The organism is Rhizobium sp. F40D2, from assembly GCF_051810745.2.
Lineage (GTDB): Bacteria > Pseudomonadota > Alphaproteobacteria > Rhizobiales > Rhizobiaceae > Rhizobium.
This window is the reverse complement of sequence record NZ_CM131436.1, coordinates 2,832,973-2,846,472: the sequence shown is the minus strand read 5'-3', so window position 1 is coordinate 2,846,472 and position 13,500 is coordinate 2,832,973. Positions and strand designations below refer to the sequence as shown.

Here is a 13,500-nt window from a genome sequence, read left to right as displayed (position 1 = left end):
TCTAAATGATGATTACCGGGCTGGCTGGTCGTGGCGCGTCGAACGCTCGAGGGGCTGGCTGGGCTTTTGCGGATGAAGGCGATGCAGAATTCCGCCTTCTTTTTGCCGCATAAAAAACATGAGAACTTCTGTCAACATAAACCGGCGAATTATGTTGAATAAATCTATCAAGTTTTAACGATCTTTCCTGACGTTGCGCCATTGCAACGAAAACCGCGATAATGCGTTACCCCTACGCAATCGACATGACGGAAACGGATGCGTTGAGAAAACTTTCGATACCGGCTATCCTTCTCGCCGCAGCCACCTTTCTTGCCGGTGCCCGCCTGCCCCCGCACGGTCCCCTACCCCAGCCTCGACCGGACGCAGCCGCTACGACGAGCCCCACCCCACTCCCCGATAAGGCTGAACCGCCGGCACCGGATGATGTGCCGGCACCTCAGCCAAAACCTGACGTGAAGGAGCCGGAGGCACCTGCACCAGACCAGCCATCGGCGCCGCCCACCGAACCGAAAAAACCGAACCGGCAAAGCCCTCGCAGGCAGAACCGATGCAGGGCCCACCGCTCCCGCCGGGCAAAAGCCCGCAGACGCCGGAGGAAGACAACAAGCCACCCGCCGAGCAGACCCTCGAAGAGCAGCATCTGACGATCGAACCGGAAAGCGATGCCGAGCACGCTGAATGCACCGCTGCGCTTAAGGCCTTGGGCGTCGTCTTCAAGGATGTCCCACGCATCGACGACGGCAACGGCTGCGGTATCGACAAGCCGATCATCGTTTCCGAAGCCCTGCCCGGCATCACCCTGAAGCCGGAGGCGACGGTCCGCTGCCCCGCCGCACTCGCCCTTGCCCGCTGGATGAAGGAGAGTGTTATTCCGGCAGCCTCTGCCGCTCTGCCGGAGCAGGGCCGCCTCACGACAGTCAACCAGGCAACCTCCTATATGTGCCGCCTGCGCAATAGCGCCGGCACGGGCAAGATCTCCGAACATGCCCGCGGCAATGCCATCGACATCGCAAGCTTCCATTTCGAAAAAGGCGAAGATGTCGCCATCCGCTCCCGCCGCGAGGACCCGACGTTGACGGGCGCCTTCCAACGCACCGTCAGCGCAGCCGGCTGCCTCTTTTTCACCACCGTTCTCGACCCCGAAAGCGACGCCGCCCACGAAACCCATTTCCACCTCGACGTGATCGAAAGGAAAGGCGGCTATCGCTACTGCCACTGATCATTCAATGGCCGCGTCTCGCTTTGAATCAGGTTGGCCAACCAACAGAACGCTGCCCTTCACCCTAACCCTCTCCCCGTTCTACGGGGAGAGGGGACGTGCCCTGCAAGGCGTGGGCGAGGGACGGAGAGGTTGCGCGTATCCCCTTCGCCCCGTTTACGGGGAGAGGTGGCGGCAGCCGGATGCAAGGGGTTGGTCTCGTCGAAAAGAAGATGTCACGTGCCGGATCAGAACAACCCCTCGATATAACCCTGCTCATTCAGGAAAATCCGTTCCGCCGACGGTGACTTCGGCAGCCCGGGCATTGTCATGATCTCGCCGGTGATGGCGACGACGAAGCCGGCCCCCGCCGAAAGCCGCACCTCGCGCACGGTAACGATGTGGCCTTCCGGCGCGCCGCGCAGGCTCGGATCGGTGGAGAAGGAATATTGCGTCTTCGCCATGCAGACCGGCAGCTTGCCGTAGCCCTGCTCCTCCCATGTCTGCAACTGGTCGCGCACCGCCTTGTCGGCCGTCACCTCGCCGGCATGGTAGATCTTCGAGGCGACGATCTCGATCTTCTCGAACAGCGAAATATCGTCGCCATAGAGCGGCTGGAATTTCGCCTGGCCGGATTCGGCAAGCTCCACCACCTTGTGCGCCAGCTCCTCGATGCCGGCCGAACCCAGCGCCCAGTGGCGGCAAAGGATCGCCTCGGCGCCGAGCCTCGAAACAAATTCCTTCACCGCCGCGATTTCGGCGTCGGTATCGGAGATGAAATGGTTGATCGCCACGACCACCGGCACACCGAACCGGCGGACATTGGCGACGTGGCGGCCAAGATTGGCGCAGCCCTTTTTCAGCGCCGCGACATCCTCCGTGCCGAGGTCGTCCTTCTTCACCCCGCCATTCATCTTCAGCGCCCTGACGGTCGCGACGATGACCGCCGCATCCGGCTTCAGCCCGGCCTTACGGCATTTGATGTCGAAAAATTTTTCGGCGCCGAGATCGGCCCCGAAGCCCGCTTCCGTCACCACATAGTCGCCGAGCTTCAGCGCCGTCTTCGTCGCCGTCACCGAATTGCAGCCATGGGCGATGTTGGCAAACGGCCCGCCATGCACGAAGGCCGGATTGTTCTCGAGCGTCTGCACGAGGTTCGGCTGCATCGCATCCTTCAGCAGCACCGCCATGGCGCCGTCGGCTTTCAGGTCGCGCGCGTGCACCGGCGTCCTGTCGAAGCGATAGCCGATGATGATGTCGCCGAGCCGCCGCTCCAGATCCTTGAGGTCGGTGGCGAGACAGAGGATCGCCATCACTTCGGAGGCAACGGTGATGTCGAACCCGCCCTGGCGCGGGAAGCCGTTGGCAACGCCGCCGAGCGAGGAGACCATGCTTCTGAGCGCCCGGTCGTTCATATCCATCACCCGCCGCCAGGTGATGCGGCGGATATCGATATTCTCTTCGTTGCCCCAGTAAATGTGATTGTCGATCATCGCCGCCAGCAGATTGTGCGCCGAGGTAATCGCATGGAAATCGCCGGTGAAATGCAGGTTGATGTCTTCCATCGGCACGACCTGCGCATAACCGCCGCCGGCCGCGCCGCCCTTGACGCCGAAGCAGGGGCCGAGCGAAGCCTCGCGGATGCAGACGATGGCTTTCTTGCCGATCCGGTTCAGCCCGTCACCGAGACCCACGGTCGTCGTCGTCTTGCCCTCGCCCGCCGGCGTCGGATTGATCGCGGTGACGAGGATCAGCTTGCCGTCCTTCTTGCCCGCTTGCCCGGCGATGAATTCGGCGCTGACCTTTGCCTTGTCGTGACCGTAGGGAACGAGCTGCTCGACCGGAATGCCGAGCTTCGCGCCGATTTCGAAGATCGGCTTCTTGGCCGCAGCGCGCGCGATTTCGATATCGGATTTGATTGATGGCATGGATGTTCCCCGTCCCGGCCTGCCGCGGGGCGCGGAGGCGTTGTTCCCTCTTCATCGGGATAGCGAAATATGGGCGAGGTGTGAATAGCGCCGCGCCTTGCGGCGGCCACGCCGGATGTTTATGTGGCGGTCAACGATCGCGGTTTTATAGGGTGAGGACATGAAAGCACTGGAACTGATCATCGAGCGCATCATCCTGTCGAGCCGCTGGATCCTCGTCGCCTTCTATATCGGCCTGGTTGCGGCACTCGCCGTCTATGCCGTTTCCTTCGGCTACAAGCTCCTGAAGATCGCTTCCGGCGTCTTTGCCCTCGACGAGGCGGAGATGATCCTTGCCATGCTCAGTCTGATCGATGCGGCTCTCGTCGCAAGCCTGATCGTCATGGTGATGATCTCGGGCTATGAAAATTTCGTCAGCCGCTTCGATGAAGCGAGCGAAGCCGACAACGAAGTCTCCTTTCTCGGCAAGCTTGATTCAGGCAGCCTGAAGATCAAGGTCGCCTCCTCGATCGTCGCCATCTCCTCCATCCACCTGCTGCAGGTCTTCCTCAATGCCGACAAATATGCCGACGGCAAGATCATGTGGCTGACTTTCATGCATCTCGCCTTCGTCGCCTCCGCCGTCATGCTCGGCTTCCTGGAAAAGCTGATGAGCGTGACGTCGAAGAATGATTTGAAGGATAAGGCTTAGAGAATGGCGCAGAGGCGCGCCTTCGAAGGATGAACAGCGCAGCCCGATGCAAAACGCCGAGCAGTTCCTTCGGATCCTGAAATCAATTTAGCGAGGCAGCAGCAGGAGCGATTCCTGCCTCAGCTTTTCTGGGGCATCGAAGACTTTCCTTGGCACCGGGTCCACACAGGCGATTACCGGGTTCGTCCCCATAAGGGATGATACCATTGATGATGCCAAGCTCGAGCGCCTGCGAACGAGGTATATTCTTTCGCTCAGTCGAGGTGGCGAACATCATCGCCTCATATGTCTCGGGACTGACGCCCATCTCGTCGAAATAGGCGAAGAATTTCGTATATTCAGCAGTCGTGGGCCGGACGAGGCCGATATCGGAATATCCGACAAGCCGCGGCGTTCCGCTCATCAAGACGAGAGTACAGCTCGAAAGGCAGTATGCACCGCCGGCAGAGACCTCGCCCATGGTCGCCCCGCTTTTGGCCATGCTCGCCTTGCAACGCGGATCCAGCGTCGGGCAGTGGGGCAACCGCGTTCTGCCAATAGAGGTCTCCAAGCCAGCAGCCCGGATCGTGCGCCCCATCGCAAAAGCCGCGTCCATGTCTCCGCCATAGGACTGAAGGACGACCGGCAGCTTTCGTTCACCGAGCGTTTTCAAGATCGCCTGCAGCCGAGCCGGTGTCTCCGGCGTGATCTCTCCTTCGGCAGAAATCCATTGCGTGCACTCGTCCTGGCAATTGCCGTTATACATCAGCAGAAAATCCATCGGCCGGGTTTCCGGTGGAGTCTCGCTGGTAACCGCGGCCGCATCCTGCGCCGGCGCCTTGGATACAGGCGTCGCAGCCGCCACGGGCGCTTGGGCGACCGGGTGGCCGTGACAGGCAGTCTCGGCCGCTGCATCCGGCGCGCAGAGCGGCATGCCGGGCCACTCATTGTAGGAGAGCATATCGGTGATGAGACCCGTCCGAAGTGCCTCCGCGGGCAGTACGATGTTGATATTGTCAGGGGTGGCGCTCATCATCAGGCCGATCACATCCTGGCTGACACCCATTTCCTTCAAATAGGCTGTCAACGCAGCACCGGCCTTCTTGCCGAGCTTGGTGGAACTGCTCTGCCCTGCTGATTTGCGTCCAACCTCCTTGCGGGAGATTTCCTTCTTCTTGCCGTTCACGATCTTGTATTCGATGCGGTAGGAGACACGCACCTTGTTATAGACAGTCGTGATCTGGTGAACGCCGATCAAAGCCCATTGCGACGCGACGCGCGACGTGCCGCCGGCCAATGCCAGCGGACAGGCGGAAAAACAATATGCGCCTTCCGAATAGGCGTTGCCAAGCGCGGTCCCATCCTTTGTGATAGCGGCATCGCAACGCAGATCGTCGGCCGGGCAATCCTTCAGCCGTGTGCCGCCGACCGCCGTTTCAAGACCGGCTTTGCGGATCATCCGGCCCATCGCATAAGCAGCCTCGACATCCCCGCCCTCCGACCGGAACACGATCGGCAGTTTCCGGCCGCCGATCTTCTTCAGAATTTTTCGGAGCTGGGCCGGTGTATCAGAGGTTATACGACCCTCTCCCGATACCCATCCCGGGCAGTCTTCCATGCAGAGGGGATGGTGCACGAGGATGAAGCGCATCGGCGGCTGCCCTGCTTGCTTCTTCTCTCCGGCAGCCTGCGAGCTTGCAGCTCCGATCGGCAGGGTCAAAAATAATAAAACAAGTACTATCGGGGAAAGCAGGGACTTCACGAAAAAAGAAATCGCAGAGCGCACGATTAAATTGCCTCAATTATACATGGTAAGACGCTTAGCAATTGCCTTGATTGCCAGCAAGCCGGTTTTCGGCACGTGTTGCCGCCGACTCCCCCAAGTGATTCTCTCCGTGCATCACTGCACAAGACCCGTGGCTATGCGGCGTGAAGGAGATCAAAGATACCGTAGCGGTGTATCCGCAAGTCAAAACTCAACTAAAGCGCGATCGCCCCTCAATAATTTTACACAATTCGAGTAAATCAGCTTGCGCTAAGTCAATTGGGACTAGCATCGGGCCGGCTTTCTGTGTTTGATAGCGTTAACATTGGGGCAGCCGGGGGCGTACAGATGTCTTATATGACTACCTCTGAAAGACAGTCATCGCTTTCTGCAGAGCTTGCCACCGCGCGAACGCGTAGCCTGTTTGCGCAAGCGCTCGGCAGGGTCTCCGCCGCCTTCGGACTGTCGCATGCGACCCTGATGCACGCGCCCTCCCCGGAAGACCTCCTGTTGAAACCCCTGCTGATCGAAAGCTCGCTGCCGGCCGCCTATATCAAGGAGTTCGACCGCGCCCACATGATGCGTGGCTGCCCTTTCGGCTTACGGCTGAGGGAATCCGCCGTCCCCCCGACCTGGCACCTTAACGACGCCGCCAATGGTCAGGCCTTCCCCGCCGAACTGCGCGCCCTGATGCTGCGCCACGCCATACCGGCGGGCGTTGCCATGCCGACCATTGCTGCCAATGGCCAGCGCCTGGTCTTCTGGTTCTGCGGCGAGCGCGCCGCGCTCGGCCAGAGCGAGGTCAACGAGCTGGCAATGATCATTCTGCATGCACTCGACGCATATAATGCGGTCAAGCGGAATGAGGAATGCGCGCATAACGCGCTGTCGACCAGAGAACTGGAAGTTGTGCGCTGGACGGCCCAGGGCAAGACCTCGATCGAAATCGGCCAGATTCTGGCGCTCTCGGATCATACGGTGAACGCATACATGACCAACGCGATCAAAAAACTCGATTGCGTCAACCGCACCCAGTTGGTAGCTAAGGCAATTCGATTGAAGCTGATCAACTGAGGGATCGGAAGAGAGCCGGCGTGTCGTCCCGTGATCTGGGGGAATCGCGTCTCTTCGCTTCGAACAGCGCGTCATCGACAAGACTGAGCAATCCCGCACCCACATCGGTATCACCGATGCGGAAATCGTCCAGATGCTTGCTGCCTATCGCCTTTCCGGCTTCTGGCGGATCGACATCGAGACGGGACATTTCTTTGCAAGCGAGGATGTGCACGCGATTTTCGACCTCCCCTACAGCGACGGCCCCCTCAATCTGACCGAGCTGATGTCGCGCACCCACGAGGACGACCGCAGCCTGATCGCTCAGACTTTAGAAGAGGCGAGCCTTCACGGCGTCAGTTTCCATTTCGTATACCGCGTCGACAATCGGCTTGGCGGTTACAAGCTGGTGCGCAGCGTCGGTCGCTTCCGGGACGGTCCGGCGGCGACATCGTCGGCGTCACCTGTGAGTTCGTCGACAGGCTGCGCGCCGTCGGCTTCGAGGACGATACGAGACTGCACTGACCCCCGGAAATATCAGCGGTCGAGCACCGAGCGAATCTCGACGAGGTTCGAGCGCACCCTCAGAATATAGAAGCCCATGGTGGCGAGATGGCTCGGCATGATCCAGCCGTCTTCGCGCCCGTTCGAGATGATCGCCGGCTGAATGCGCAGCGCCGCCTGGAATTGCCGCATCGTGCCGCCCCAGACCGCTCCGAGATTGCGCTCCTGCACCACCTGCGAGAAATCCGCCTGCGCGGCGGCAAGGATGGCGTAGTAGGCGTAGAGCTGGCCGTAGGCAAACCAGAACCGGTCGTCGGCGCGCGTATCGAACCAGCCGCGATTGTGATTTTCCGAGCGCTCGGCGAGCATGTCGGAGGTGCCGCCGAGATCGTTGGCGATGCGGTCGATGAACTGCATGAGGTTGTCGGCGCGGCCGTCGAAAATGACGCTGCAGGCGGAAAGATCGGTGTTGAATTTGCGCAGGCTGTCGATCGCCGAGCGGTAATAAGAGGGCGTCGGTGTCTTCGGCCCGAAGGGATTGAGCCCGAAATACCAGCTGTATTCGTCGAACTGCAGGTTACCCCGCGCGCGCTGCAGATCGTTGTTGATGCCCGACGTGCCGCGCACCCGTCCGAGCGTATCGACAAGCTCCGCCGACGTCCGGCGGACCGCCTGATTGATGCCGCGCTGGAACGACGCCTTGTTATCGAGGAAAGGCGTGTGATCCCAGTCGATGCCGAAAAAGCCCATTTTATAGAGCAGCATCGAGGAGATCCATGCGTTCTGGTTGACGTTGAAGTCGGTCAGGTCGGCCGTGACATCGACGATGGCCGAACGCTGGCAGGTCTTGGCGGCTGAACTGTTGCTTCCCTCCGCGATCGGTACTTCCTGCCCGGCGGCAACCTTGCGTTCGGAAAGCCGGTATTGATCGACAAAGGCGGTATTGAAATTCGACCAGACCTGCGTCTGCCAGAAGAAATAGCCGTAGAGCACGACGAAGAGCGCCACGAACGCGGTAACCGGGAGCCGGACCATCCAGCTCCGGCGCTGATACCAGCCATGCGCGGCAAGAAAGGGCCAGAAGGCCCAGGCGGAAAACAGGCGGGCCCAGCGACCGATCGTCTGGCCGATCAGCCTGAAAAAACCGGCTATCCGGTCAAGCATCGTCGTCTCCTGTCAGGCGAGGCGAACACCACAGCGCCGCGCGTCTTTTCAGACGCGCTAAGGACGCTGTAACACTTTCAATTACTGCATAATTCCTTAAATCGATTCCGATTTAAGGAATTATGCAGTGGGACATTGCCACACCCACATATGCGCTCGACGGGCCGAGCACAACACGAGCCCTTCGATTTTTCGGATTGAAGGCATTCCCGAACGGGGCGCAAACCGGGGCCTACGGCTCAGGAACGCAGGAAAGGCAGGCTGAAACGGAGGCGCCTGCGCGCCGTGTCGATCAGAGGCACTCCCGATGTCTCCGGCAGCGGTTCGGCATAGGCCGGAAACCTGCCGGCGAATTCCAGATCGGCGCGGCTCTTGCGCCGCTCCAGATCCTGGGCGACCAGCATGCCCTTCTCGAACAGTTCGATCGGCGCGGCGATATCGGGAAAGAGTTCCGGTTTGATCCGCATCTTCATGCCCGGCCTGTCGGTATCGACCTGCGCCTGGTAGATGATCAGCCGCTCCTCGACGTCGATCATCAGCTTGCGTAGCAGCACGTTGCAGGCGGCGATCCGGCCGTTCAGCGGATCGACAAAGGTCTGGAACAGGCCGATGAAACGCTCGCGCCGCTGGCTGTCGTCGCGCATCTCATGCTCCCCGGCGGAAATCTGCTCGGCCTCCGCCTTCAGCGCCCGCCGCTCCGCCTCCATCTGCTCCCAATGCGCCCTGTTGCCATAGACGCCGATACGGCCCTGCGTCGTCAGCGCCTTGGCGTTGAGCTCCTTCATCTTGAGGCGGGCGATATCGATGGAATCGACCAGCCGGCGCCGTTGCTCGACGATGTCGACGAGACTGCGTTCGGCGGCCCTGTGCCGTTCGATGATCGAAGCGCGCTGGCCGGCGATCAGCCTGGCGAGCGCATCCGATTTCGTCAGAAGCTCGAGCAGCCGTTCGATAACCGGAGCCTCGCGCACGCGTTTGGTATACATGCGCCACATCCGCTGGCGCGACGTCCAGCCGGCCATCTTCTCCCGCAGCGTCAGCCCCCGGAAGCTGTCGAGATCGGCGGAAACCTCGGCCGTCAGCCGGTCGAGGGAAAAGACCAGCTCGGCCTGCAGCGCGTCGAGTGCTTCAGCATCGTTGATATGGGCCTGGAACCGAGCATTCTGCTCGAGGAAAACCTCGTCGGCCGACCGTGCTTCATCGCCGCTGAACGCGCTGATCGCGCCAACGCAATAGGCGCCGTCGGCCGCAACCCTCTCGGCAAGGCTGCCGGCAGCTTCGTATTGGCTTTGGAATGGCGGAGGTTTGCGCACAGGCCTCTCCAGGGAATCTCATATCGCCCAAGCTAGAGCATGATGCCGAAAAGTGTGAAGCGGTTTTCCGCCCGCAATTGTGTAAAATGGAAGGCAGGTCGCTTGCGGCACCGAAGAAACAGGCGGCAGCCGCGTCTTCAGACCGGCTCGGCGATCCGCCCCGTTCATCGCTTCGTCCCAATGCCTGCGGCAGAGCGAGACATATTTCTCATTGCCGCCGACATCGATCTGCGCGCCTTCGTGCAGCACGTTCCCCTCCGCGTCGAGCCGCACCACCATCGTCGCCTTGCGCCCGCAATGGCAGATCGTCCGCACCTCGCGCATTTCGTCGGCGATCGCCAAGAGTTCCTGCGAGGCCGGAAACAATTTGCCCTGGAAATCGGTTCTCAGCCCGTAGACCATCACAGGAATGCCGAGCCTGTCGACGACGCGGGCAAGCTGCCAGACATGGACAGGCGTCATGAAATGCGCCTCGTCGACGAAGATGCAGGCAATCGGCGCGCCTTCTCCGCTCAGCGTCGCAATCAGCCGGAACAGATCCTCATGCGGCTCGAAGGGGATGGCGCTGGCCTCCAGCCCGATCCGCGAGCCGATGACGCCCCGACCGGTTCGCTCGTCGAAAGCGGCGATCAGCTGCACCGTGCGCATGCCGCGCTCCTGGTAATTGTAGGAGGCTTGCAGCAGCATCGTCGATTTGCCGGCGTTCATCGTCGAGTAGTTGAAATAGAGTTTTGCCATCCGATCTCTCCTTGATCGGTTTATTGAAGCTCACAATGGCAAAGAAAAGCCCCCTGGGGCGATAATCACAGGAATCCCAGCCCGCAAATCGCCCGGCGGCCCGAAAACAAGGTGCCGCGAAAAATCCGCCGACGTCGCAATCGCATGGGTCGATACGACGCAAACGCACTGAGGTCGCTTGTCAAACTCGGCTATTGGTGGTTGGCTTGGGAACTTAAAGACTGGGAGTCTAAAATGAAAACAACAAGCACGTTCAAACTCGTTACTGCAACTGCCGTCGCCGCCCTCTCGGTTGCGACCGTCGCCTTCGCCGCCGATCCCGACAGCTGCTCCACCGTGCACTTCTCGGATGTCGGCTGGACTGATATTACCGCCACCACCGCCACCGCATCCGTCGTCCTGAAGAGCATCGGCTATCAGACCGACGTGAAGGTTCTCTCGGTGCCGGTCACCTACACCTCGCTGAAGAACAAGGACATCGACATCTTCCTCGGCAACTGGATGCCGACGCAGGAAAAGGACGTCCGCCCTTATCTCGATGACAAGTCGGTCGAATCCTTCGGCCCCAACCTCGTCGGCGCCAAGTACACACTCGCCACCAACGCCAAGGGCGCCGAACTCGGCATCAAGGACTTCAAGGACATCGCCGCCCACAAGGACGATCTCGACGGCAAGATCTATGGCATTGAGCCTGGCAATGACGGCAACCGCCTGGTCATGGACCTGATCGAAAAGAACACCTTCGGCATGAAGGAGATGGAAGTCGTCGAATCCTCGGAACAGGGCATGCTCGCTCAGGTCGCCCGTGCCGAGAAAGCCGGCAAGCCCGTCGTCTTCCTCGGCTGGGAGCCCCATCCGATGAACACCAACTTCAAGCTGACCTACCTCACCGGCGGTGACGACGTCTTCGGTCCAGACTTCGGCGGCGCCAAGGTCTATACCAATGTCCGCGCCGGCTATCTCGACGAATGCCCGAATGTCGGCACGATGCTGAAGAACCTGACGTTCTCTCTCGACATGGAGAACCAGATCATGGGCAAGATCCTCGATGACGGCAAGGAGCCGGAAGCCGCCGCTTCCGAATGGCTGAAGGCGAACCCTTCTGCGCTCGAGCCCTGGCTCGCAGGGGTCAAGACCCGCGACGGCAAGGGCGACGCGCTGGCGGCCGCCAAGACCGGTCTCGGCCTTTGATGCTATGAACGGGGCGGCTCGCCGCCCCGCTTCATTTTGTCCATTGTTGATTTTTTCTGGATAGGCGCGCGCTCTTGAATTGGATCACCGACTTTAAGATTCCCATCGGCCCCTGGGCAAAATCCTTTGTGGACTGGCTCACTTCGAACGGCGCATGGTTCTTCGACCAGCTCGCCTCCGTTCTGTCGCACGTTATCGACGGGCTGCTTTTCGTGCTGCAGAAGCCTCACCCGCTGATCGTCATCGCCGCCATCGCCGCCATCGCTTTCTGGCTGCGCCGATCGATTGCCGTGACCCTCTTCACCTGTCTTGGTCTGTTGCTGATCATGAACCAGGGCTACTGGAAGGAAACGACGGAGACGCTCGCTCTTGTGCTGGCCTCCACTTTCGTCAGCATGGTGATCGGCATTCCGCTCGGGATTGCAGCGGCCCGCCGCGCCTGGATCTATGCCGCCATGCGCCCGGCGCTCGATCTCATGCAGACCATTCCGACATTCGTCTATCTCATTCCGGCGCTCATCCTGTTCGGCCTCGGCATGGTGCCGGGGCTGATCGCCACGGTCATCTTCGCGATCCCGGCCCCTATCCGGCTGACGCGCCTCGGCATCATCTCGACGCCGCCTTCGCTTGTGGAAGCCGCCGTAGCCTTCGGCGCGCGGCCGATGCAGGTGCTGCGCAAGGTCGAGCTTCCCTTCGCCGCGCCGCAGATCATGGCGGGCCTCACCCAGACCATCATGCTGTCCTTGTCGATGGTGGTCATCGCCGCCCTCGTCGGCGCCGATGGTCTCGGCGTGCCTGTCGTGCGGGCGCTGAACACCGTCAATGTTGCGAAAGGCTTCGAAGCCGGTCTCTGCATTGTCATCCTGGCGATTATTCTCGACCGCATGTTCCGCGCGGCAGGTGAAGGAGACGGAGCATGACCGCGGTAAACTTCAAGGATGTCAGCATCATCTTCGGCGACCGGCCGGAAACAGCGCTTGCCATGGCCGATCAGGGCAAAACACGTGACGAAATCGGTGCCGCCACCGGCCTGGTGCTCGGCGTCGCCAATGCCTCGCTGACGATCGAGGAAGGCGAGATCCTGGTGCTGATGGGCCTTTCCGGCTCTGGCAAGTCGACGCTGCTGCGCGCCGTCAACGGGCTCGCCCCAGTGGTGCGCGGCGATGTCGCGGTCTCCACCGCCACCGGCTCCGTCAACCCCTACAAATGCAATGCCAAGACCCTGCGGGAGCTGCGCACCCACACCGTCTCCATGGTGTTCCAGCAATTCGCTCTTCTGCCCTGGCGCACGGTCGCCGAGAATGTCGGCTTCGGCCTCGAACTCGCCGGCATGCCGGAGGCCGAACGCAAACAGCGCGTCGGCGAGCAGCTCGAACTCGTCAACCTGGCGAAATGGGCCGACCGCAAGGTCAACGAACTCTCGGGCGGCATGCAGCAGCGTGTTGGACTTGCCCGTGCCTTTGCCACCGGCGCCCCGATCCTGCTGATGGACGAACCGTTCTCGGCGCTCGATCCGTTGATCCGCACCCGCCTGCAGGACGAACTTCTGGAGTTCCAGCGGCGGCTGAAGAAGACCATCCTCTTCGTCAGCCACGATCTCGACGAGGCCTTCCGCATCGGCAACCGCATTGCCATCATGGAGGGCGGCCGCATCATCCAGTGCGGAACGCCGCATGACATCGTCAAGAACCCCGCCGACCAGTATGTCGCCGATTTCGTGCAGCATCTCAATCCGATCAGCATGCTGACGGCAGCCGACGTGATGCAGTCCGGCCTCGGTCAGACTGCCGCCGGTATGAGTGTCAGCGCCACGGCCCGCGCCGCGACCCCGCTCGTCGATATCCTCGATGCCCTTGCACGCCAGCCGGGCAGTATCGGCATTGTCGAGAACGGCACCATCGTCGGCACCATCTCGGCCCAGGATATCGTCGCCGGCCTCACCCGCCATCGCCGCAAGCAGGACGCTTGATGTT

At 61.0% G+C, this 13,500-nt stretch carries 10 protein-coding genes and 2 pseudogenes; 7 read left to right on the top strand and 5 right to left on the bottom strand.

Going from position 1 to position 13,500, the window contains the following annotated elements; translation table 11 throughout:
• Positions 1–245: 245 nt before the first annotated feature.
• A pseudogene (locus ACS4RS_RS13545) lies at positions 246–1,222 on the top strand (extensin family protein).
• A gap of 227 nt (positions 1,223–1,449) precedes the next feature.
• On the opposite strand, the gene ACS4RS_RS13540 reads toward ACS4RS_RS13545, so the two are convergent.
• A complete protein-coding gene (locus ACS4RS_RS13540; protein ID WP_439010568.1) occupies positions 1,450–3,129 on the bottom strand; it encodes a formate--tetrahydrofolate ligase in 1,680 nt (559 codons plus the stop codon).
• Between the two features lie 160 nt (positions 3,130–3,289).
• Here ACS4RS_RS13540 and ACS4RS_RS13535 point away from each other — a divergent pair, with 160 nt between their 5' ends.
• The gene (locus tag ACS4RS_RS13535; RefSeq protein WP_439010569.1) at positions 3,290–3,820 is read left to right on the top strand and encodes a TIGR00645 family protein; all 531 of its coding nucleotides are present in this window, start codon (positions 3,290–3,292) and stop codon (positions 3,818–3,820) included.
• Between the two features lie 82 nt (positions 3,821–3,902).
• Here the strand turns inward: ACS4RS_RS13535 and ACS4RS_RS13530 are convergent, their stop codons facing one another.
• Positions 3,903–5,585, bottom strand: a complete 1,683-nt coding sequence (locus ACS4RS_RS13530) for a hypothetical protein (RefSeq protein WP_439010570.1) — start codon at positions 5,583–5,585, stop codon at positions 3,903–3,905.
• Positions 5,586–5,912: 327 nt separating this feature from the next.
• Here ACS4RS_RS13530 and ACS4RS_RS13525 point away from each other — a divergent pair, with 327 nt between their 5' ends.
• Positions 5,913–6,638, top strand: coding sequence for a LuxR C-terminal-related transcriptional regulator (locus tag ACS4RS_RS13525; RefSeq protein ID WP_439010571.1), 726 nt, complete (start codon positions 5,913–5,915; stop codon positions 6,636–6,638).
• Positions 6,639–6,681: 43 nt separating this feature from the next.
• Positions 6,682–7,142, top strand: a pseudogene (locus ACS4RS_RS13520) (PAS domain-containing protein).
• 12 nt (positions 7,143–7,154) lie between these two features.
• On the opposite strand, the gene ACS4RS_RS13515 reads toward ACS4RS_RS13520, so the two are convergent.
• The 3 genes from ACS4RS_RS13515 to ACS4RS_RS13505 all read right to left on the bottom strand — a co-directional run bounded on the left by ACS4RS_RS13515 (position 7,155) and on the right by ACS4RS_RS13505 (position 10,336).
• Positions 7,155–8,285: a DUF2333 family protein gene (locus ACS4RS_RS13515; protein WP_449313690.1), complete on the bottom strand. Its 1,131-nt coding sequence runs from the start codon at positions 8,283–8,285 to the stop codon at positions 7,155–7,157.
• 239 nt (positions 8,286–8,524) lie between these two features.
• Positions 8,525–9,598 carry a hypothetical protein gene (locus tag ACS4RS_RS13510; RefSeq protein WP_449313689.1) on the bottom strand — a complete coding sequence of 358 codons (1,074 nt, stop codon included), beginning with the start codon at positions 9,596–9,598 and terminating at the stop codon, positions 8,525–8,527.
• 18 nt (positions 9,599–9,616) lie between these two features.
• On the bottom strand, positions 9,617–10,336 hold the full coding sequence (locus ACS4RS_RS13505; protein ID WP_449313688.1) for a thymidine kinase: 720 nt from the start codon (positions 10,334–10,336) through the stop codon (positions 9,617–9,619).
• Positions 10,337–10,570: 234 nt separating this feature from the next.
• On the opposite strand from ACS4RS_RS13505, the gene ACS4RS_RS13500 reads away from it, so the two are divergent.
• The 3 genes from ACS4RS_RS13500 (at position 10,571) to choV (ending at position 13,496) form a co-directional block, all read left to right on the top strand.
• Entirely contained in the window at positions 10,571–11,527 is a 957-nt protein-coding gene (locus ACS4RS_RS13500; protein WP_439010574.1) for a choline ABC transporter substrate-binding protein, read from the top strand.
• A 74-nt stretch (positions 11,528–11,601) separates the two neighbouring features.
• Positions 11,602–12,447: a choline ABC transporter permease subunit gene (gene choW, locus ACS4RS_RS13495; protein ID WP_439010575.1), complete on the top strand. Its 846-nt coding sequence runs from the start codon at positions 11,602–11,604 to the stop codon at positions 12,445–12,447.
• Positions 12,444–13,496, top strand: coding sequence for a choline ABC transporter ATP-binding protein (choV, locus tag ACS4RS_RS13490; protein ID WP_439010576.1), 1,053 nt, complete (start codon positions 12,444–12,446; stop codon positions 13,494–13,496). Before choW ends, choV begins: the two co-directional genes overlap by 4 nt.
• Positions 13,497–13,500 lie beyond the last annotated feature (4 nt).